At 72.3% G+C, this 20,659-nt stretch carries 15 protein-coding genes; 6 read left to right on the top strand and 9 right to left on the bottom strand.

Annotated elements, in window-relative coordinates:
* Positions 1 to 12: 12 nt before the first annotated feature.
* The 8 genes from IE249_RS19140 to IE249_RS19105 all read right to left on the bottom strand — a co-directional run bounded on the left by IE249_RS19140 (position 13) and on the right by IE249_RS19105 (position 12,809).
* Entirely contained in the window at positions 13 to 1,317 is a 1,305-nt protein-coding gene (locus IE249_RS19140; RefSeq protein WP_189706083.1) for a M20/M25/M40 family metallo-hydrolase, read from the bottom strand.
* On the bottom strand, positions 1,310 to 2,143 hold the full coding sequence (locus IE249_RS19135) for a M55 family metallopeptidase (RefSeq protein ID WP_189706081.1): 834 nt from the start codon (positions 2,141 to 2,143) through the stop codon (positions 1,310 to 1,312). The genes IE249_RS19140 and IE249_RS19135 overlap by 8 nt, the downstream gene beginning before the upstream one ends.
* A 128-nt stretch (positions 2,144 to 2,271) precedes the next feature.
* Positions 2,272 to 3,405, bottom strand: a complete 1,134-nt coding sequence (locus IE249_RS19130) for a glycosyltransferase (RefSeq protein ID WP_189706079.1) — start codon at positions 3,403 to 3,405, stop codon at positions 2,272 to 2,274.
* Positions 3,402 to 6,278, bottom strand: coding sequence for a bifunctional glycosyltransferase/CDP-glycerol:glycerophosphate glycerophosphotransferase (locus tag IE249_RS19125; RefSeq protein ID WP_229858821.1), 2,877 nt, complete (start codon positions 6,276 to 6,278; stop codon positions 3,402 to 3,404). Before IE249_RS19125 ends, IE249_RS19130 begins: the two co-directional genes overlap by 4 nt.
* A gap of 157 nt (positions 6,279 to 6,435) precedes the next feature.
* Positions 6,436 to 7,161: a class I SAM-dependent methyltransferase gene (locus IE249_RS19120; protein ID WP_189706075.1), complete on the bottom strand. Its 726-nt coding sequence runs from the start codon at positions 7,159 to 7,161 to the stop codon at positions 6,436 to 6,438.
* A gap of 103 nt (positions 7,162 to 7,264) precedes the next feature.
* Entirely contained in the window at positions 7,265 to 9,739 is a 2,475-nt protein-coding gene (locus tag IE249_RS19115; protein ID WP_189706073.1) for a SpoIIE family protein phosphatase, read from the bottom strand.
* Positions 9,740 to 9,887: 148 nt separating this feature from the next.
* On the bottom strand, positions 9,888 to 12,281 hold the full coding sequence (locus IE249_RS19110; protein ID WP_189706071.1) for an MFS transporter: 2,394 nt from the start codon (positions 12,279 to 12,281) through the stop codon (positions 9,888 to 9,890).
* 84 nt (positions 12,282 to 12,365) lie between these two features.
* Positions 12,366 to 12,809, bottom strand: coding sequence for an SRPBCC family protein (locus IE249_RS19105; protein WP_189706069.1), 444 nt, complete (start codon positions 12,807 to 12,809; stop codon positions 12,366 to 12,368).
* Positions 12,810 to 12,977: 168 nt separating this feature from the next.
* On the opposite strand from IE249_RS19105, the gene IE249_RS19100 reads away from it, so the two are divergent.
* From IE249_RS19100 to IE249_RS19085, 4 genes are all read left to right on the top strand, one after another.
* Positions 12,978 to 14,036, top strand: a complete 1,059-nt coding sequence (locus tag IE249_RS19100) for an Rv2578c family radical SAM protein (protein WP_189706067.1) — start codon at positions 12,978 to 12,980, stop codon at positions 14,034 to 14,036.
* A gap of 135 nt (positions 14,037 to 14,171) precedes the next feature.
* Complete coding sequence (locus IE249_RS19095; RefSeq protein WP_189706065.1) at positions 14,172 to 15,776, top strand: alpha/beta hydrolase; 1,605 nt, start codon at positions 14,172 to 14,174, stop codon at positions 15,774 to 15,776.
* A gap of 50 nt (positions 15,777 to 15,826) precedes the next feature.
* A complete protein-coding gene (locus IE249_RS19090) occupies positions 15,827 to 16,228 on the top strand; it encodes a RidA family protein (RefSeq protein ID WP_189706063.1) in 402 nt (133 codons plus the stop codon).
* Positions 16,225 to 16,746: a GNAT family N-acetyltransferase gene (locus IE249_RS19085; RefSeq protein WP_189706061.1), complete on the top strand. Its 522-nt coding sequence runs from the start codon at positions 16,225 to 16,227 to the stop codon at positions 16,744 to 16,746. The genes IE249_RS19090 and IE249_RS19085 overlap by 4 nt, the downstream gene beginning before the upstream one ends.
* A 7-nt stretch (positions 16,747 to 16,753) precedes the next feature.
* Here IE249_RS19085 and IE249_RS19080 read toward each other — a convergent pair whose 3' ends face one another.
* Positions 16,754 to 17,329, bottom strand: a complete 576-nt coding sequence (locus IE249_RS19080; protein ID WP_189706059.1) for an adenylosuccinate lyase — start codon at positions 17,327 to 17,329, stop codon at positions 16,754 to 16,756.
* Positions 17,330 to 17,711: 382 nt separating this feature from the next.
* Here IE249_RS19080 and IE249_RS19075 point away from each other — a divergent pair, with 382 nt between their 5' ends.
* Entirely contained in the window at positions 17,712 to 19,517 is a 1,806-nt protein-coding gene (locus tag IE249_RS19075; RefSeq protein WP_189706057.1) for a 3-hydroxyacyl-CoA dehydrogenase family protein, read from the top strand.
* Positions 19,518 to 19,686: 169 nt separating this feature from the next.
* Positions 19,687 to 20,538: a TetR family transcriptional regulator gene (locus IE249_RS19070; protein ID WP_189706055.1), complete on the top strand. Its 852-nt coding sequence runs from the start codon at positions 19,687 to 19,689 to the stop codon at positions 20,536 to 20,538.
* Positions 20,539 to 20,659: the final 121 nt, after the last annotated feature.

Raw genomic sequence — 20,659 nt, 5'->3', positions numbered from 1 at the left:
CTCCCCCATCTCTCAGGCCGTCCGCAGGAAGCGGTCGAGGACGCGGACGCCGAAGTGCAGCGCCTCGACGGGGACGCGTTCGTCGACCCCGTGGAAGAGGGCGTGGTAGTCGAAGCCCTCGGGCAGCTTCAGCGGCGAGAAGCCGTACCCCGTGATGCCGAGCCGGGAGAACTGCTTGGCGTCGGTGCCGCCCGGCATGCAGAACGGCACCACGTGCCCCTCGGGCGCGAACGCCTCGACGGCGGCCCGCATCGCCGCGAAGGCCGGGGAGTCCACGGGCGCCTCGAGGGCCACCTCGCGGTGGTGGAACTCCCAGTCGACGTCCGGGCCGGTCAGCTTGTCCATGGTGGCCCGGAACTCCTCCTCGCCGCCGGGCAGATACCGCCCGTCGACGTGGGCCACGGCCTCCCCCGGAATCACATTGATCTTGTAACCCGCGTCGAACATCGTGGGGTTGGCGCTGTTGCGCAGGGTGGCCTCGACCAGCCGGGCGGCCGGTCCGAGCTTGTCGAGCAGGCTGTCCACGTTGCGCAGGTCGGCCTCGACGCCGTACAGGGCGGCGAGTTCGGTCAGGGCCGCGCGCACCGTGGGGGTGAGCCGCACCGGCCACTCGTGGGCGCCGATCCGGGCGACGGCGGCGGCGAGCCGGGTGACCGCGTTCTCCTTGTTCACCCGGGAGCCGTGTCCGGCCCGGCCCCGTGCGCTCAGCCGCAGCCAGGCGGTGCCGCGCTCACCGGCCGCGATGGGGTAGATCTGCCGGCCGGCGCCGTCGTGGAAGGTGAACGCGCCGGACTCGCTGATGCCCTCGGTGCAGCCCTCGAACAGCTCCGCGTGCTCGTCGGCGAGGAACCCCGAGCCGTCCTCGGCGCTGGCCTCCTCGTCGGCGGTGAAGGCGATCACCAGGTCCCGGCGCGGCCGGACGCCCTGCCGGGCCCAGGCCCGCACCACGGCCAGGATCATCGCGTCCATGTTCTTCATGTCGACCGCGCCCCGGCCCCACACCACGCCGTCGCGCACCTCCCCGGAGAACGGATGCACGCTCCAGTCCCCGGCCCGCGCCGGCACCACGTCCAGGTGGCCGTGGACGAGCAGGGCGTCCGCCGACGGATCGGAGCCCTCGATGCGTGCGACGACGTTGGTCCGCCCCTCGGTGCGCTCCAGCAGCAGGGGCTCCAGGCCCGCGCCCGCCAGCTGCTCCGCGGCGTACTCGGCGGCCGGGCGCTCACGGCAGTCGCCGCCGCCCCGGTTGGTGGTGTCGATGCGGATCAGGTCGGAGGTGAACGTGACGACCTCGTCCAGTGCCTGCGCGTCAGCCATACTGCTCCTCCACGGCGGCCGAGGCGATCGTGGTGACCGCCTTGAAGGTGCGGATTGCCTCGAACATCGTGGCGCCGGTGTACGCCACCTTGCGCTCCCCGACGCGGTCGACGCCGGGCACGACGGTGGAGGCCAGAGCCAGGTGCTCGGCGTCGAACTCCACCGCGACCGTGAACGGGCCGGCCACGACCGGCTCGTGACGGATCGCCAGAGCGGCCGCCTCCTTGGCCGCCGCGCGGATGTCGGCGGCGGTGCGGGCCGGGGTGCGGCACACGGCCGCGTACCGCGACACGTGGTCCTTGACGGCGACCTTCAGCGCCTCGGGCGCATACCCCAGGGCGTCCTCGCAGGCCACGTCGTCGCCGGTGACGAGGACCACCGGCACGCCGTACTCGGCGACCACGTGCGCGTTGAGCAGGCCCTCGCTCGCCCGTACGTCGTTGAGCCAGACACCGGTGATCTGGTTGGCGAGATAGGTGTGGGCGAGGACGCCCTCCGTGCCGGCGCCCGCGTGATAGCCGACGAAGGCGATGCCGTCCACGTCGCCGTGCTGCACGCCCTCCACCATGGACAGGGACTTGTGCCGCCCGGTGAGCATCTGCGCCCGCTCGTCCAGGTCCTCCAGGAGGAGGTTGCGCATGCTCCAGTGGGCCTCGTTGATCAGGACCTCGTCGGCGCCGCCGTCGAGGAAGCCGAGCACGGCGGCGTTGACGTCGGAGGTGAACATCGACCGGCACCGCTCCCACTGCGGTGTCCCCGGCAGCACATCGGCAGGCCAGGTCACGCCCGTGGCGCCCTCCATGTCGGCGCTGATGAGGATCTTCATGCCGCCTCACGCTACGCGGTCGCGGCGAAGCGCGGCCAGGCCTGTGGAAAACTCTCACCGGCACAGACCAATGGCGCCCCGGACACCGAGGGTGCCGGGGCGCCATGGGGCGGTTCTCAGGGGCGCGCTCAGCGCTCCAGGAAGTCGAACAGCTCCTCCCAGCGCCGGGTGATGGCGTCCGGGTCGAAGCGCCGCACGCTGCTCAGGGCCTGCTCACCCATCGTGTCGCGCAGCCGCTCGTCGGACATCAGCCGCACCAGGTGGCGGGCGAGTTCGGTGGTGTTGCCGGGGCGGGCCAGCAGGCCGTCCTCCTCGTGGGTGACGATCTCCCGCACGCCGGGCGCGCAGTCGAAGGCGACGCAGGGCACCCCGCACGCCATCGCCTCGAGCAGGACCAGCGGGAAGCCCTCGCCGCGGGAGGACTGTACGAAGACGGAGGAGGCGCGCAGCGCCCCGGGCACGTCCTCGGTCTGGCCGGCGAAGTCCACCGAGTCGTCGAGTCCGAGTTCGGCGCAGCGGGCCCGCAGTTCCGCCTCGGCCTCTCCCCGGCCGTAGATGCGCAGGGTCCAGCCGGGCTGCTTGGGCGCGGCCTCGGCCCAGGCGTCCAGGAGCAGGTCGACGCCCTTCTCGTGGGAGAGCCGGCCGATGCTGGCCACCACCTTCTCGGTGCGCGGCGACGGGGTGTCGGGCACGATGGGCAGCGGGTTCGGCATGAAGCCCATGTTGTTCATGCCCTCGCCCACCCAGCGGTCGGCGTCCTCCTGGGTGAGGGCGAGCAGGCGGTCCACGTCCTTGTAGTACTTCTTCACCCGCTCGAAGCGGGAGGACTTGCGGGCCGTGTCGAAGGACTCGTGGGTCATGCCGATCAGGGTGTGCCCGGCGGTGTCCGCGAGCGCCACCCACTCCATCGCCCACACCTGGGTGACGATGATCACGGCTCCGGGCCGGGCGGCGCGGAACAGCTGGCTGAGCCGCTCCGCGGCGCCGCGCATGTGTGCCTCGTGCCTGCGCAGTGCTGGGTCGGCGGAGCCGAGCAGCCGGCGGCGCCTCGGGCGGCCCGGTGGGCGCTGGGCGTAGAGGGTCACCGTCTTGAACGGCGGGTTCTCGCCCAGGTCCATCGGGTGGTTGGCCGGGGCGATGCCGGCGATGGTGACCCGGTGGCCGCGGCCGGCGAGCAGCCCGGCGAGCTGGGCCTGCCAGCGGCCCACGCCGCCGAGTTCGTCGACCTCGTTGGCCACGAAGATGATGTCGCGCTCGGTCATCGGGCCTCTCCCGCGGGGCCGAAGAAACGGTCCACGATCTGCGCCGCGGCGTCTCCGCGGTCGTACTCACCGTACTTGTCCACGAACTCCTTCAGCCGCGCCTCGTGCCGGGTGTGGACACCGCTGAGGTCGTCGAGCACGGAGAACAGCTCCTCCTCGGTGCGCGGGACGGGGCCCGGCGCCTCGGTGAGCAGGTCGAAGTAGGTGCCGCGGGTGTCCTCGGCGTACTCCTCCCAGTCGTGGGCGTAGAACACGATCGGGCGCTGGAGGAGGGCGTAGTCGAACATCACGGAGGAGTAGTCCGTGATCAGACCGTCGGCGAGCAGCATCAGCGGGGTGATGTCGGGCTCGGCGCTGACGTTGATGACGCGTCCGGCCACGGACGGGGGCAGGGTGAGCCGGTTGAGGTAGTGCGCGCGGACGAGCAGCGTGAAGTCGTCGCCGTAGCGGGCGGCGAAGCGCTCGACGTCGAAGGGGAACTCGAAGTCCCTTACGCGGCCGTCGGGGTGGGCGCGGAACGTCGGCGCGTACAGCAGCACGCGCCGGCCCGGGTCGATGCCGAGGCGTTCGGCGATGCGCCGTGCCTCGGGGCTGGGCTCGGCGCCCTCGCGGGTGCGGACCAGGGCGTCGTTGCGCGGGTAGCCGGTGCGCAGCAGCTTGTGCTCGGGGATGCGGTAGGCGCGGGCGAGGGTGCGCACGTCGTGCTCGCTGCGGACCACGAAGTGGTCGAAGCGGTCCAGCGCCTGCTGGTAGGCGCGCTGCTCCTGCTCGGACTGCATCCGGTAGGTGGGCTCGTCGAAGCCCATGCGCTTGAGGGCCGAGCCGTGCCAGGTCTGGATGTACGTGGTCTCGGGGCGCTTGGTCAGGCGCAGCGGGTAGCCCTGGTTGTCGATCCAGTACTCGGCCTGGGCGAGCGCCCGCAGATAGCGCCACGACCAGCGGCGGACCAGCTCGACGTCGTCGGGGAAGCCCGTGGGGCGCTCGCCGGCGTACGACCAGATCGCGGTGATCGGGGCGCCGCGGCGCTTTAGCTCCTCGTAGACGGCGCGGGGGCTGTCGCTGTACTGCTTGCCGAGGTGGCTCTCGAAGACGACCGTGCCCTTGCGCACGGGCAGCCGTGTGAGCATCCGCTCGTAGACCTGGAGCTTGCGGTCGCCGGAGTTCAGGTCGCGGCGCACGGCGCGCAGCTTGCGGTAGGCGCCCTTGGCGGCGCGCGCGGGGCGGCCGTGCAGGTTGCGCTCGACGGCGGCGCGGCCGGTGCGGGCGGCCTGGCCCTGCTGGATCAGCCGGAAGGCCAGGTGGCCCTTGGCGGACACCTGGGCCTCGATGCGGTCGGCCATGAGCCGGGTCAACCGGGGACGGACGGGCAGGTCCCGGGCGTGTTCGAGGTCGACGGTGCCGACGGTGAGCCGGCTGGTGGTGCGCTTGCCGTCCACGGTGAGGTGCAGCCGGACGTCCCACACGTCGTCGATGATGCCCAGTGGTCTCAGCCGCCGGGCCAGGGGGACCTCGGCCCGCCAGGCGATCGCGTCGCCCTCGTGGCGCGGGGTGGGCACCGGGAAGCGGAAGGTCTGCAGGCTGCGGCGCCGGGCGCGGAACTCCAGCTCGGCGGCGAGCGTGGCGTCCGGGGCGATGGTGTGCAGCGGGTTGACGATCTCGCCTGCGAGGACCAGGTCGCCGCCGCGCGCGGTGTACTCGGTGAGCTGGTTGCGCAGGAACATCGCGTCGACCGGCTTGGCGTGGTAGCCGAGGGTGGTGACGTCGAGGACGGCGCGCATCTCGGGGTCGTCGAGGTAGCGGTCGGTCCAGTAGATGCGGCCGTCGTGCTCGACCAGGGGTGCGGAGATCTTGTTGCGGTTGATCAGCGTGTCGATGGCCGGCATGAGGTCGGTCCAGTCCTCGCGCAGCAGCAGCTGGGCGCAGATGGCGTGGACGCGGTCGAGCTCGGCGTAGGCGGCCTCGGGGAAGTCCTGCACGTAGCCGCGGGCGAGCTCGGCGAAGCCGTGCCGGTAGTCGTTGTCGAGGAAGGGCAGTTCCCGCAGGTAGAGCACGAGGTCGTGCTTGAGGAACTTGATGTCCTTGCGCAGCTTCAGCTCGTCCTGGCCGTGGCGGTCCAGGATGGCGTCGATGCGGCGGTGGATCTCGACCCGGTCGGCGAAGTTGCGGATCTCGTTGCGCCGGTTGCTGATCGACTTGGCGGCGGTCTTCTGGACGACGTTCCAGTAGTAGACCGTGTTGGGGATCAGGGTGATCTTCTCGGCGGCCAGGTATGCCTGGGCGGAGAAGAGCAGGTCCTCGTAGTGGATGCCCCGGGGGAAGGTGAGGTCGTTGGCGAGGAGGAAGTCGCGGCGGTAGCACTTGTTCGTCGACAGGGTGTCGAAGACGAACAGGTCCGGCAGTTCGGCGACGGAGTCCAGGGTGCGCGTGCCGCGGTACAGCCACGGGTACCAGAGGACCCGCTTGTCGTGCCGGCTGTCGGTGTGAACCCGGACACACAGTCCGGAGACGAGGTCGGCGCCGGTGCGGTCGGCGGCCTCGATCATGTTGCGGCAGGCGTTCCTCTCCAGCGTGTCGTCGCTGTCGAGGAACATCACATAGCGGCCGCGGGCCACCTTGACGCCCTGGTTGCGGGGCTCTCCGCAGCCTCCGCTGTTCTCGGGGAGCCGGATGGCCCGGACCTTGCCGGGGTTGGCCGCGGCGAGCTTCTGCGCGACCTCGTAGGAGCCGTCCGTCGAGCAGTCGTCGGCGATGATCACCTCGACATTGCGCAGTGTTTGCTCAAGGACGGAACCAACGGCCGTCGGAAGTCGCTCTTCGTCGTTGTAGACGATGACGACAACACTGACGTCCGGATCGGGCGCGACGGTCGACACGGCCACCTCTCGTCTCTGTCCGTTCGGTCTGCGGCAGGGTGGACGTAACCCTACAGCGTGTAGGGACAGCCGAAGCCCCCACCCCCTGCAAACTACGTCAATGCGACAATACGCCGTCCCTCTGACACGCAGACCGGCCACCGCGGCGGCCGCCCTCTCACCGGGCGCGGCCCGCCACGAGCCAGTTCGACGGCAGCCGCAGCCGGCCGCCGCCGGGCGCCGACTCGGTGGTGGTCAGCGGCAGTTCGCCGTTCGCGAGGACGGTGAGGCCGGCCGCGCTCAGCAGCCGCGGCACGGCGGCGTCGGCGACCTCGCCGGGGGCTATGCCGTGCCGGAGAACGGGCGCGAGCTTCGGGGGCGCCCCGGCGGAACTCCGGGCCAGTCCGCCGAGGATCGGGCCGGCGGCCTCGGCGAGCTCCACCAGGAAGACGCGGCCGCGCTCACCGGTGAGCGTGGCGAGCGCGTCGGCCAGCGGCCGCCGGTCGTCGGGCTCGCACTGGTGCAGCACACCCCGCATGTAGACGTTGGCGTCGCCGAGCTCGGCGTGCAGGGTCTCGGCCTCGCCCTTGTCGGTGGCGTCCAGCACCCGGTACGTGGCCTGTCCGGCCGGGTCGGCACGCCGCGCGTGCTCGATGGCGGCGGTGGCGATGTCGGCGCCGAGGACGTGCGGGAAGCGCTCGGCGAGGAAGCGGGTCTGGGTGCCGTTGCCGCAGCCGAGGTCGAGCAGCGGCAGACGCGGGTCCGTGAGGTGCGGTTCGAAGAGGGGGAGGTGCACACCGGCGGTCAGCCGGGGTTCGGCGTCCCAGAACACCGCCTGAGGTTCCTCGGGCGCCTCGCGCCAGAATCCCTCCCAGGCCTGACGGTACCGACTCGTCACGCTCATGCCCAACTCCCCGGGGTGCGGCGGCGATCCGTCGTAAGTGACGGGCCAGTACGGTGTATCGCGCCCGGGTCGGGGTCACAAGCGCCCGGCGTGGTCCTCCGGTTCAGCGGCGCGGCAGGGTCAGCTCGAACCAGACCGTCTTGCCGCCGGCCGTACGGCTGGTGCCCCACTCGCGGGCCAGGGTGCTGACCACCCGCAGACCGCGCCCCGACTCGTCGCCGGGGCCGGCGCTGAGCAGCGTGGGCAGTTCGTGGTCGTCGTCGTCCACCTCGCACAGCAGGGTGTCGCCGCGCACCAGTCGCAGCTCGACCGGCCGGCCGTGGGAGTGCCGTACGGCGTTGGTGACGAGCTCGCTGACCATCAGCTCGGCGGGGTCGGCGAGCCGGGCCAGGCCCCAGGTGTGGAGCTGCTCGCGGACGGCCGCGCGGGCCCGCCCCACCTCGGCGGGATCGCGGGCCAGGCGCCACTCGGCCACGTCGTCGGGCTCGATGCCGTTGAGGCGGGCCATGAGGAGGGCCACGTCGTCCTTGCGGCCCCCGCGCGTGTTGAGGGCGCGGATGATCGTGTCGCAGGCGTCGTCCATGGAGGCGGCCGGGTGGGCGGCGGACTCGCACAGCGTGGCGAGCCCGACACCGATGTCCTCGCCGCGCACCTCGACCAGCCCGTCGGTGCACATCACCAGACGGTCGCCGGGCCGCACGCGCACGCCTACCGCCTCGAAGGGCACTCCGCCGACGCCGATGGGCGCCCCGGTGGGCAGCTCCAGCAGTTCGCTGCGGCCGTCGGCGCGCACCAGGACGGGCGGGATGTGGCCCGCGTTGGCCAGGCTCAGTTCGCCCGCGATCGGGTCGTAGACGGCGTACAGACAGGTCGCGAGGTAGGTGTCGCCGAGCCGCTGGGCGAGGTCGTCGAGGTTGCGCAGCAGCTGGGCCGGCGGCAGGTCGAGCGCGGCCATGGTCTGCACGGCGGTGCGCAACTGGCCCATCATGGCGGCGGAGTTCAGGCCGTGCCCCATGACGTCCCCGACGACCAGGGCGGTGCGCGCGCCGGGCAGCTTGACGGAGTCGAACCAGTCGCCGCCGACCCGGCCGAGCAGGGTGCCCGGCAGATAGCGGGTGGCGATGTCGCAGCCCGCCATCCGCGCCGGGATGTGCGGCAGCATGCTGTCCTGGAGGGTCTCGGCGACGCTCTCCTGGTAGGTGTACATGCGCGCGTTGTCCAGTACGAGTCCCGCGCGGGCGGCCAGTTCGGCGCCGGTGACCCTGTCCATGTCGTTGAACTCGGCCCGCTCGGGGTGGCGCAGCAGGATCATGAACCCGAGGACGACGTTACGGGCCTTGAGCGGCACGACCAGCATCGAGCGGTGGGTGATCAGCGGCCGGATGTCGCGCTTCTCGAACTGCGAGGCGATGGCGTGGCCCAACTCGGTGCTGATGCGCGGCACCAGCACGGGCTCGCCCGAGGTCATGCACTGGAAGAACGGCGTGTGCGCGGGGAACGGCATGGCCTCGCCCACGGGGACGACGTCGTCCCAGCGGCCGGGCTCGTCGGTGTGCTCCAGGGCCACCCGGTGCCACATGGTGGTCGTGTCGGGTACGCCCTCCGGGAAGCCCTCGCCGGCGACGACCTGCTCGCGCAGATAGGTGCCGGCGACGTCGGTGAAGCGGGGCACGACGGCCCGGCTCACCTCGACGATGGTGCGCGCGAGGTCGAGCGAGGTGCCGATGCGGCCGCTGACCTCGTTGAGGAACTCCAGGCGCTCGCGTACGGCGGCGTACTCCAGGTCCTCGCCCTCGTCGTCGGCCGCCTCCTCGGGCACGGGCAGGCCCTGTGCGGCGGCCAGGGCGGCCCGCTCACGGCGGGCGCGCCGTTCGGCCCGCCGGGGCACGCCCCAGTCGGGGGTTACGGGCACCCGGTCGTTCTGGCTGAACTCCAGGACGGGGTAGCCCAGTTCGAGGACCTGAGCGACGATCCTGGCGCTCTCGCCGACGCTCATGCTGGGCAGGATGTCGGGCAGTCGGCGGGCCAGGTCCTCCGCGCCGGGGAAGTCGGTGTGCAGGGCGAAGGCGGGCGCGATGCGCTCGAAGGCGGCGGCCTGGAGGGGGTCGTCGTGGTCGGCGCGGCGCAGGGCGTCCGCGTCGGCCGCCAGGACCAGCAGCCGCTCCCGGCCCGGGCCCACCAGCGGGTAGGCCCACCACAGGACGTCGAGCCGGTCCTGGCCGGGCACGGTGAGCCGGGCGCGGCCCGCTGCCGGGTAGGACAGCCGCCCGTCCAGGGAGCTCTCCAGGCCGGGCCCGAGCCCGTCGTCGCCGCCCCAGCTTCCGTACGGGGCCTCTTCGTCGTCCTCGTCCGGCAGGGCGCCGGAGACGGGCAGCAGGTCGACGGCGGGGCGGCCGATCGCCTCCTGCTTGCCGGTGCCGAACAGCCGGCGCGCGCCGGTGCTCCAGTGGGACACCAGGCCGTCGCGGTCGACCACGACCACCGCGAGCGGGACCCGGCCGGCCGCGACGTCCCCCGCCGGCACGCCGGCCGCGGCCATGTGGCCGGCCGGCATGCCCCTTTCGGTGCCACGGTCCATGGCCCAGGCCCTCTCTCCGCACGGCTCCGCAAGATCTGTTCCCCGTCCACCACGGTACGGCGCCGGCCGGTCACGGTGTGCGGCAATCACCGGAATTGACCCCGGCGCGGCCGCGGGAGCGGAAGGCGCTCCCCCGCGCGCGCGGAACTCAGTCCTCGTGCCCGAGCTGGAGATCGCGTTCCGTGCGTCCCCCGCCCGCGACCTGCAGCACCGTGGCGACCGGCGGGTAGCCGGCCGCGATCACGGTGTACTCGCCGGAGGACAGATCGACGAACCGGAACGTTCCGTCGGGTCCGGTGGTGAGGGTGTCGACGACATTGCCCGCGGCGTCGAGCAGGGTCACGCGCGCTTCCTCGACCGGACGGCCGCCGCCGGCCCGCACCGTGCCGCGCAGCACGGCGCCGCCCGCGAGCTCCACGTCCTGGCGGGTCTCCCGCGCGGCCTGCACGGTGACGGGCAGCGCGGCCGGGCGGAAGGCGGGCGCGCTGGCCGCGAGGGTGTACTCCCCGGCGACCAGCTCGGTGATGGCGTACCCGCCCTCGCGTCCGCTGCGGGTGGCGGCGACGACCTCGCCGTGCACATTGGTCAGCGTCACCGCGGCGTCCCGCACAGGGCTGCCGTCGGCGGTGCGCACGCTGCCCGCGAGACGCCCGGCGCCGCCGAGGACCACGTCGAGTTCGACGGGCCGCTCCCCGACGGTCACGGAGACCGCCTGCGGCTGGTGCCCGCCCGCGGCGGCGATCAGGACGTACGACCCGGAGCCCGGCGTGGACAGCGCGTAGCGCCCGTCGTCGCCGCTCGCGCCCCGGCCGATCTGCGCCCCGGAGACGTCGATCAGAGTGAGTGCCGCGCGGGGTACCACGGTGCCGTCGGGGTGCTGCACCGTGCCGCACACGGGGACGCCCGCGGGGTGGGGCGAGCGGGCCTGCGGGGGCACGGTCGGGTTCGGCGTCGCGGTCTCGGCACCGGTCTCGGGGACGTCGTGGGACACCAGGGGTTTCTCCTTGAGGAAGAAGGCGATGATCAGGCCGAGGACGAGCACCGGCACGAGGTAGAGGAAGATCCGCGGCATGGCGTCGGCGTACGCGCGGACGTAGGCGTCGCGCAGGTCCGGCGGCAGCGCGTGGACCGCCTGCGGGGTGATCGACTCGGCGTCGGGCAGGGCGGCGCCCGCGCGCGTGGGGATGTGTTTTTGCAGGGCGTCGGTGAGCCGGCCGGCGAACAGGGTGCCGAAGACGGCGGCGCCGACGCTGCCGCCGATCTGGCGGAAGTAGTTGTTGGCGCTGGTCGCGGTGCCGAGGTCGGCGGGGCGCACGGAGTTCTGCACGGCGAGCACCAGGACGGGCATGACCAGGCCGATGCCGGCGCCGAGGACGGCCATCCAGAGGCTGTAGTGCAGTCGTGGCGTGTCGGTCTGGAGGCGGGAGAGCAGCCACATGCCGATCGCGGCGAGGGCGCCGCCCAGGATCGGGTGGATCCGGTAGCGGCCGGTGTGGCTGATGAGCTGTCCGGAGACGATCGACGCGCCGACGATGCCGCCCATCATGGGCAGCATCAGCATTCCGGACTCGGTGGCCGAGGCGCCGTCGACCATCTGCAGGAAGGTGGGCAGATAGCTGGCCGCGCCGAACAGCGCGACGCCGACGACGAGTCCGACCAGGGCGCTGACGTTGAAGACGGAGTCCTTGAACAGGCGCAGCGGGATGAGGGGTTCGACGGCGAAGTGCTCGACGACCAGGAAGAGGACGGCGGCGGCCGCCGCGCCCGCGCCGAGGCCGAGGACGACCCGGGAGTCCCAGGCGTACTCGGTGCCGCCCCAGCTGGTGAGGAGCACCAGGCAGGTGGAGGCGGCGGCGAGCAGCAGGGCGCCGAGGACGTCGAAGCGGCCTCTGGCGGGAGGTTTCGGCAGTTTCAGCACGACGGTGACGACGGCGAGGGTGACCAGGCCGAAGGGCACGTTGACGTAGAAGCACCACCGCCAGGAGAGGTGGTCGGTGAAGTAGCCGCCGAGCAGTGGTCCGGCGACGGAGGCGAGGCCGAAGGCGGCGCCGATCAGTCCCATGAACCGGCCGCGCCGCCGGGGCGGCACGATGTCCGCGATGATCGCCTGCACGCCGATCATGAGGCCGCCCGCGCCGACGCCCTGGACCGCGCGGAAGGCGATCAGCTGGTCCATGCTCCCGGCCCGGCCGGCGAGGGCGGAGCCGATCACGAAGACACCGATGGCGAACTGGAAGACGCCCTTGCGGCCGAGCAGGTCGCCGAGCTTGCCGTAGACGGGCAGGCCGACGGTGGCGGTGAGCAGGTAGGCGGTGATCGCCCAGGACATCCTGTCCAGGCCGTGCAGTTCGCCGACCACCTTGGGCAGCGCGGTCGCCACGATCATCTGGTCGAGGGCGGCGAGCAGCAGCGCGAGCATCAGCCCGAGGAAGACCAGCCGCACGCGGCGGGGGCTGAGCGGGCCGTCCGGAACCGGTGGCGTGGCGGGGATGCCGGCCGGCGCCACGACCGGTTCGTCCTGCACCAGAGTGATCCCGCCCACGTACCGCTCCCTCGTCGCACCTGCTCACAATTCCCGCATTGAACGACAACTACGAACAAGCACGACGAGTTACGGGGCCGGAGGCTACTTCTCGGTCTCCGCGGCCAGCTTGGCGAGCATGGCGTCGTAGATCCGGGCGAGGCCCTTGGGGGCGAACGTCTTCTCGAAGAAACCGCCGATGCCGCCGGCACCCTTCCAGGTGGTGGTCACCACGACCCGGGAGCTGCCCTCGCCGGCCGGGGTGACCCGCCAGGTGGTGACCATGGAGGAGTTGCGGTCCTTCTCGACGAGCTCGCCGTCGGTGGGCTCGGTGACCTCCATCAGGCAGTCGCGGATCCGCTTGCTGGTGGCCTGGAGCTTCCAGTGGACGAGGGTGCCCTCGCCGTCACCGCCCTCGCGCACCTCGTACTCGCTGAAGTGCTCGGGCAGCAGCCTCTCGCGGGTGCCGCTGTAGTCGGCGAGGGCGTCGAACACCTTCTCCGCGTCCGCCGCGACGACCCGCTCCGTAGTGGCCTCGACCTGCGCCATTGACTTCCTCCAGGACATCCGTATCCGCACTTGGGGCAAGCCAACCACCCCGGCCCAGGGGCGCCCAAATCGGGGTGGCCGCGGGAGTCCGAAGCGATCAGAAAGCGCACTTGCACGATAATTCGAACACGTGTTTCACTCGGGAGGCACCGCTACCGAGGAGGCGTCATGCGCTGGGAGAACCTCACAGTGGAGTCCGGCGGCCACGGCCGGGCGGCCGACGCCGCGCTGTTCGGCGCGGACGCGGTGACCACCCGGACCTTCGACACGCCGGAGTTCCGCGGGATCACCTTCCACGAGATCCGGGCCCGCTCGATCATCAACCGGGTGCCGGGCGCCTCGCGCATGCCCTTCGAGTGGACGGTCAACCCCTACCGGGGCTGCACGCACGCGTGCGTGTACTGCTTCGCCCGCAAGACGCACAGCTATCTGGACCTCGACACCGGCCTCGGCTTCGACAGCCAGATCGTGGTGAAGGTGAACGCGCCGGACCTGCTGCGCCGGCAACTGGCCTCGCCCCGCTGGCAGGGCGAGCACATCGCCATGGGCACGAACGTCGACTGCTACCAGCGCGCGGAGGGCCGCTACCGCCTGATGCCGGGCATCCTGACCGCCCTGCGCGACCGAGCGAACCCCTTCTCGATCCTGACCAAGGGCACGCTGATCCTGCGCGACCTCGACCTGCTGACCCAGGCGGCCGAGGTCACCGACGTGGGCGTCTCGGTCTCCGTGGGCTTCACCGACACCGAGCTGTGGCGCACGGTGGAACCGGGCACCCCGGCGCCCGAGCGCCGCCTGGACGTCGTGCGCACCCTCGGCGAGCGGGGCATCGGCTGCGGGGTGCTGATGGCGCCGGTGATCCCCTTCCTCGGCGACCATCCGGCGCAACTGCGCGCGACGGTGCGCGCGATCGCCCGGGCCGGGGCGACCTCGGTGACACCGCTGGTGCTGCATCTGCGGCCGGGCGCCCGGGAGTGGTTCATGGCGTGGCTGGGGCAGCACCACCCGCACCTGGTGCGCCGTTACGAGCGGCTGTACGCGGAGGGGGCGTACGCCCCGAAGTGGTACCAGCGCCGGATCACCCGTCAGGTGCACGAGCTGGCGGCCGAGTACGGCATCGGTCCCGCGCACGGCGGGACGGCGCGCCGCATACGGCCGGAAGAGACCCGTCCAGATGCGTCTTCGGCACCCTCGATGACCGAACCGGTGCAACTTTCGCTCATCTAAGATCGTTCGAGCGCTTCGCGCGGCCCAATTGGGTCAACAATTGTCAGAACGCGTTCTTCCAGGGGTGCTTTCCGGGACGATGCGGCGAGGATCGCGAGACCCGCGGTCCGCAGCCTCTCCGTCCTGGGAGGACGCATGAGAAAAAGCGCTGCCGTGCTGTGCGGTGCCGCCGTCGTGGTCGCCGGTTCCGTCACGGCCGTCCCCGCCGACGCGAGCACATCGCACTCCGCAGTCGCCGTCCATGTCGCCAAGGTCACCTGGAAGAAGTGCGGCACCACCGAGCACCCGAGCATGCAGTGCGGGTCCTTGAAGGTGCCGCTGGACTACCGGCACCCGTCCGGGCAGAAGATCACACTGGCCCTCTCCCGCGTCCCGCACACCGCGAAGACGTACCAGGGGCCGCTGCTGGTCAACCCCGGCGGCCCCGGCGGCAGCGGGCTCTCGCTCGCCGGGTTCGTCGCCTCCTCGCTGCCCAAGGCGGTCGCGGCCCAGTACGACGTCATCGGATTCGACCCGCGCGGGGTGGGCGCCAGTACGCCCGCGCTCGACTGCAAGCCGGGCCAGTTCAAGCCGGTGCGGCCGGACTCGGTGCCGCGCACCGCCGCGCTGGAGAAGGCCAACCTCGCGCGCGCGAGGTCCTTCGCCGCCGCCTGCGGCCGGAAGTACGCGAAGCTGCTGCCGTACGTCAACACGGTCAACGCCGCCACCGACATGGACTCGATCCGGCAGGCGCTCGGCGCGAACAGGATCAACTACTTCGGCTACTCCTACGGCACCTACCTCGGCGCTGTGTACGCCAAGCTCTTCCCCCAGCGGGTGCGCCGACTCGTCCTGGACTCGATCGTCGACCCGGCCGGTGTCTGGTACGACGACAACCTCCAGCAGGACTACGCCTTCAACGACCGCCACCGCGCCTTCATGGCCTGGGTCGCCAAGTACGACTCGACCTACAAGCTCGGCACCGACCCGGAGAAGGTCGAGGCCAAGTGGTACGCGATGCGGGCGGCGCTCGCCAGGAAGCCCGCGGGCGGCAAGGTCGGCGCCTCGGAGCTGGAGGACACCTTCATCCCGGGCGGCTACTACAACGGCTACTGGCCCCGTCTCGCCCAGGCGTTCGCCGCGTACGTCAACGAGAAGAAGACCGGCCCGCTGGTCGAGGCGTACGGCAACTTCGGCGCCGTGGACGCCTCCGGGGACAACGGCTACAGCGTCTACAGCGCGGTGCAGTGCCGCGACGCCGCCTGGCCGCGGGACTGGCGGCAGTGGCGCAAGGACAACTGGGCGGTGTACGACAAGGCGCCGTTCATGGCCTGGAACAACGCCTGGTACAACGCGCCGTGCGCGTTCTGGCCGACCTCCACGATGCGCCCGGTGAACATCGCCAACGGCAAGCTGCCGCCGGTGCTGCTGTTCCAGGCGACCGACGACGCGGCCACGCCCTACGAGGGCGGTGTGACGGTGCATCACCTGTTGCGGGGCTCCAGCCTGGTCGTCGAGCAGGGCGGCGGCAACCACGGCATCACGCTGAGCGGCAACGCCTGCCTGGACAAGTACCTGTCGGCGTACCTGACCAACGGCAAGGTGCCGCGGGGCCGTACGGGCGTGGCCGACGCGGTGTGCCAGAAGCTGCCCGACCCCAAGCCGCTGAGCGCGAAGGCGTCCGCCGTCAAGGCGGCGCCCTCCGGTTCGGGCGTCCCGCGCGGCGCGGCGCTGCACGAGCTGGTCGGCTTCCGCGGCTGAACCTCCGGCGGGGGGCGGGCGTTGTCGGACCCGTGGTCCACCATGGACGCATGAGCGAGCCGACCAGAATCACCGCCCCCGCCGGGGTCTTCCCCGCCGCGCAGTACTCCCACGTCGTCATGGCCACCGGGCGCCTCGTCGCGGTCTCCGGCCAGCTCCCGCTGGACGAGGAGGGCGGGATCGTCGGTGAGGGGGACGCGGCGGCCCAGGCCCGGCAGGTCTTCGAGAACCTCCGCCGCTGCCTGGCCGCCGCCGGCGCGGGCTTCGACGACGTCGTCAAGCTCACCTACTTCGTCACGGACACGGCCCACCTCCCCGCGATCCGCGCGGCCCGCGCCGCCCACATCCCCGACGACCGCCTCCCCGCCTGCTCCGCCGTCCAGGTGGCGGCGCTGGTCCGTCCGGAATTCCTGATGGAGATCGAGGCCCTGGCGGTGGTGAGCGAACAATGAACCCGCGCGTGCGGGCGATGACCCCCGCCGACTGCGACCGGGTCGCCGAGATCCGGGTTAGCGGCCGGCAGGCCGCCTACCGTGACCTCATACCGGCGTCGTACCTCGACGCGCTCAGCGTGACGCGGGACGCCGAGCGGCGCCGCACGCTCCTCGCGCGCGGCGACAGCGGTGTGGTGAACCTCGTCGCCGAGGACGACGGCGGCGTGATCGGCTGGGCGTGCCACGGCCCGTACCGGGACGGCGAACTACGCACTGGTGACGCCGAGTTGTACGCGATCTACGTGGACCCCGGACGGGCCGGCAGGGGTGTCGGGCGGGCGTTGCTGGAGGAGGCGGTGCGCGGGTGCGCTGCCGCGGGGCACGCGCGCGTGTACCTGTGGGTGCTGAAGGGCAACGCGCGCGCCCGCCGCTTCTACGAGCGGGCGGGCTTTGAAGCGGACGGCGCCGAGGAGCCTTTCGAGGCGGACGGGGTCGCGGTGCCCGAGGTGCGGTACGTCAGGGGGTTGCCGGGGTGATCCTGCCCTACCTCTGACGCGGGATGCGGGCCAGGGCGTGGACGGCCGCCTCCGCGAGGGACGGGTGGGCCAGGGCCTCGCTGAGCACCGGGCGTGCCCGGGGGTCGCCCAGGATGCCCAGGCCCTCCACGCAGGCCAGGGCGACCCCGCGGTAGGGGTCGTGGGGGCGCAGGCGGCGCTGGAGCGTGGTGATCAGGGCCGGTACGGACTCCGGGGCGCGCAGGTCCACCAGGAGGCGTACGGGGTGCAGGGCGTAGGCGACGCGGAGTTCGTTGGTGGCGAGGGCCGCCGCCGCGCGGGCGGTGCGGGGGTCGCCGAGGCGGGCCAGGGCGTGGGCCGCGCCGGCGCAGCGCTCGGGGTCGCGGTGGTTCAGGAAGAGGACCAGGGACTCGAAGGCCCTGCGGTCGCCCGCGACGCCGAGGCGGAACGCGGCCAGTTCCCTGGCCCACAGCGGCTGTCCCGGCGCGGTGAGCACTTCGGCGAGTTCGTCGAGGTCGCCGGTGGCCGCCAGGTGCTCGTACGCCGCCGAGCCGCCCGACTCCCGCCGTACACGGTGCGTGAGTGATCGCAACTCTTCGTCCACGGGGGCCAGCTTAGGAGGACACGCCTCCGCGCGGGACGTACATCACAAACTCAGGGGGGTGGCGCGCTCGTTACCCACCGGTTAAGCTCAGACGAGCGAGTTACCCGCTCGCACTGACTTGCAGTGGCCTGGTGACGCAGCCGCTGCGAGTGTTGTCGGTTCGGTACCTCAGGTACCGCAGTACGACTCGGCTCCGGGACAGGGCCGGTCGGCATCCCGCCGCAGCCCGGGCGTGTGCGCGCCCGCGGCGAGAGGCATCCGGGCGTGTGCGCTCGCAGCCCGGCAACACCCGCATTCCCTCAGCGTTTTCCGCCCCCCGTGTGCGCCCCTCGGCGCACCGGGGCGCGCTCCCAGTCGTCACCCTCATTCCTGGAGTCCCGCGATGGCCGCTCCCCTCTCCGACAGCCCCCTGTCCCCGCTGAAGACGATCGCCGTCGTCGGCCTGGGCACCATGGGCACCGGCATCACCGAAGTCCTCGCCCGCGCCGGCCGCGACGTGGTCGGCATCGACATCAGCGAGGCGGCGGCCGCCAAGTCCGTGGCCGCGCTGGAGTCCTCCACCGCCCGCGCCGTCGAGCGCGGCCGCCTCACCGAGCAGGAGCGCGCGGACGTCCTCGCCCGGGTGCGCACCGCCACCGACCTCACCGCGGCCGCCGACGCCGACCTCGTCATCGAGGTGGCCCCGGAGTCGTACGAGATCAAGCAGCAGATCTTCCGCGAGCTGGACCGCGTCGTGCGGCCCGGCACCATCCTGGCCACCGGTACCAACGCCCTGTCGGTGACGCGCCTGGCCGCCGACTCGGCCCATCCCGAGCGCGTGCTCGGCCTGCACTTCTTCAACCCGGCGCAGGCCATGAAGCTGGTCGAGGTGGTCTCCTCCGTGCTGACCGCGCCGGGCGCCGTCGCCGCCGTCACCGACCTCGCGCTGGAGCTCGGCAAGGAGCCCGTCGCGGTCGGCGACCGGCCCGGGTTCGTCGCCGACGGCCTGCTGTTCGGCTACCTCAACCAGGCCGCCGCGATGTACGAGGCGAAGTACGCCTCCCGCGAGGACATCGACGCCGCGATGCGGCTCGGCTGCGGCCTGCCCATGGGTCCGCTGGCGCTGCTCGACCTGATCGGCGTCGACACGGCGCGCACGGTCCTGGACGCCATGTACGCCGAGTCCCACGACCGGCTGCACGCCCCCGCGCCCATCCTCAAGCAGCTCAGTGAGGCCGGCCTGACCGGGCGCAAGGCGGGCCGCGGCTTCTACACCTACGAGGCCCCGGGCAGCGGCACGGTCGTGCGCGACGCGCTGACCCCGCTGGAGGGCGACTCCCTCACCCCCGGCCGCCCCGTCCGCTCGGTCGGCGTGGCCGGCTCGGGCACCATGGCCTCCGGCATCGCCGAGGTCTTCGCCAAGGCCGGCTACGAGGTGGTGCTCGCCGCGCGCAGCGAGGAGAAGGCGCAGGCCGCCAAGGCCCGTATCGGCAAGTCGCTTTCGCGCTCTGTCGACAAGGGCCGGATGACCGCCGAGGCCGCCGCGCAGACCCTGGACCGGATCACGGCGACCGGCACCTACGACGACTTCGCCGACGTGGACCTCGCCCTGGAGGCCGTCGCCGAGGACCTCGCCGTCAAGCAGCAGCTGTTCGCGACGCTGGACAAGGTCTGCAAGCCGGGCGCGGTGCTGGCCACCACCACCTCCTCGCTGCCGGTGGTCGCCTGTGCCCGCGCCACCTCGCGCCCGCACGACGTGATCGGCATGCACTTCTTCAACCCGGCGCCGGCGATGAAGCTCGTCGAGGTCGTGCGCACGGTGCTGACCGCCGAGGACGTGCACGCCACGGTCCGCGAGGTGTGCGGCAAGATCCGCAAGCACGCCGTGGACTGCGGCGACCGGGCCGGGTTCATCGTGAACGCGCTGCTGTTCCCGTACCTCAACAACGCGATCAAGATGGTGCAGGAGCACTACGCGACCCTCGACGACATCGACGCGGCGATGAAGCTGGGCGGCGGCTACCCGATGGGTCCGTTCGAGCTGCTGGACGTCGTGGGCCTCGATGTGTCGCTGGCCATCGAGAAGGTGCTCCACCGCGAGTTCCGCGACCCGGGCCTGGCCCCGGCGCCGCTGCTCGAGCACTTGGTGGCCGCGGGCTGCCTCGGCCGCAAGACGGGCCGCGGCTTCCGCGAATATGCCCGCCGCTGACCGGCCCGACCGGCGCGAAGACCGGCCCGGCGACCGGCCCGGCGACCGGTTCCGGGCGGGGCGGGAGTGGGGCGGGCTGCTGGACCCGGCGGCCGGCCCCGCTCCCACCGGGAACGGCGGAAACCGGGGACATGCGCACCAAGCTGCGCGGATGCAGTACGTTCGGGTCATGCCCCAGCCCGCCAAGTCCTCACGTACACCAGCCACGCCCGACGCGCCGGAGAGTGCCGCGGGCTCCCGCGCGGCCGCCCAGCGGCTCAGGATGCGACGGGAGCTGGCGGCCGCCGCGATGGAGCTGTTCGCGACGAAGGGGTACGAGGCGACCACGGTCGACGAGATCGCCGCGGCGGCCGGGGTCGCCCGCCGCACCTTCTTCCGCCACTTCCGCTCCAAGGAAGAGGCGATCTTCCCCGACCACGACGACACCCTGATCCGCGCCGAGGCGGTCCTCAACGCCGCCCCCGCCCACGAGCACCCGCTCGACACGGTGTGCCGCGGCATCAAGGAGGTCATGAAGATGTACGCGGGGCGGCCGGAGATCTCGGTCGCCCGCTACAAGCTGACCCGCGAGGTGCCGACGCTGCGCGAGGCCGAGATCGCCTCGGTGGCCCGCTACGAGCGCCTGTTCACGCGCTATCTGCTGGGCCACTTCGACGAGCGGGCGCACGCAGACGACGCCAACGACGATCCGCTGCTCGCGGAGGTGGCGGCCTCCGCCGTCGTCACCGCCCACAACCACGTGCTGCGGCGCTGGCTGCGGGCGGACGGCCAGGGGGACGTGGAGGCGCAGCTGGACCACGCCTTCGCCATCGTGCGCAAGACGTTCGGCACGGGGATCGGGGCCGGCCGCGGCACCGTCCCGGCGAGCACCGCGTCCGCCCCCGCCACCACCGCGACCGCCCGTCGGGAGGTCCCGGCGGTGGTCTCCCGGCAGGGCGAGGTGCTGGTGACGGTCGCCCGCACCGACGCCCCGCTCGACGAGGTCATGCGGACCATCGAGGAGGCACTGAAGGACCGCTGAGCACCCTCCGCCCGCCTCTTCCGGCCCTGTCGGCCATGTGATGACGGCCACCCTTCGGGGTGGCCGTTTTGGCATGTCAGAGCCCCTTTTCGCACGCCTCCGCGCGCCCGTTCGATCGATC

It is taken from the genome of Streptomyces anandii JCM 4720 (genome assembly GCF_014650655.1).
GTDB classification, from domain to species: Bacteria; Actinomycetota; Actinomycetes; order Streptomycetales; family Streptomycetaceae; genus Streptomyces; species Streptomyces anandii.
The sequence above is the reverse complement of the archived record's forward strand: the minus strand, read 5'-3'. Positions and strand labels throughout refer to the sequence as shown.

Coding starts and splice junctions, on each gene's coding strand:
- IE249_RS19140 (WP_189706083.1), bottom strand. CDS start 1,317: ATGGCTGACGCGCAGGCACTGGACGAGGTCGTCACGTTCACCTCCGAC.
- IE249_RS19135 (WP_189706081.1), bottom strand. CDS start 2,143: ATGAAGATCCTCATCAGCGCCGACATGGAGGGCGCCACGGGCGTGACC.
- IE249_RS19130 (WP_189706079.1), bottom strand. CDS start 3,405: ATGACCGAGCGCGACATCATCTTCGTGGCCAACGAGGTCGACGAACTC.
- IE249_RS19120 (WP_189706075.1), bottom strand. CDS start 7,161: ATGAGCGTGACGAGTCGGTACCGTCAGGCCTGGGAGGGATTCTGGCGC.
- IE249_RS19115 (WP_189706073.1), bottom strand. CDS start 9,739: ATGGACCGTGGCACCGAAAGGGGCATGCCGGCCGGCCACATGGCCGCG.
- IE249_RS19105 (WP_189706069.1), bottom strand. CDS start 12,809: ATGGCGCAGGTCGAGGCCACTACGGAGCGGGTCGTCGCGGCGGACGCG.
- IE249_RS19100 (WP_189706067.1), top strand. CDS start 12,978: ATGCGCTGGGAGAACCTCACAGTGGAGTCCGGCGGCCACGGCCGGGCG.
- IE249_RS19095 (WP_189706065.1), top strand. CDS start 14,172: ATGAGAAAAAGCGCTGCCGTGCTGTGCGGTGCCGCCGTCGTGGTCGCC.
- IE249_RS19090 (WP_189706063.1), top strand. CDS start 15,827: ATGAGCGAGCCGACCAGAATCACCGCCCCCGCCGGGGTCTTCCCCGCC.
- IE249_RS19085 (WP_189706061.1), top strand. CDS start 16,225: ATGAACCCGCGCGTGCGGGCGATGACCCCCGCCGACTGCGACCGGGTC.
- IE249_RS19075 (WP_189706057.1), top strand. CDS start 17,712: ATGGCCGCTCCCCTCTCCGACAGCCCCCTGTCCCCGCTGAAGACGATC.
- IE249_RS19070 (WP_189706055.1), top strand. CDS start 19,687: ATGCCCCAGCCCGCCAAGTCCTCACGTACACCAGCCACGCCCGACGCG.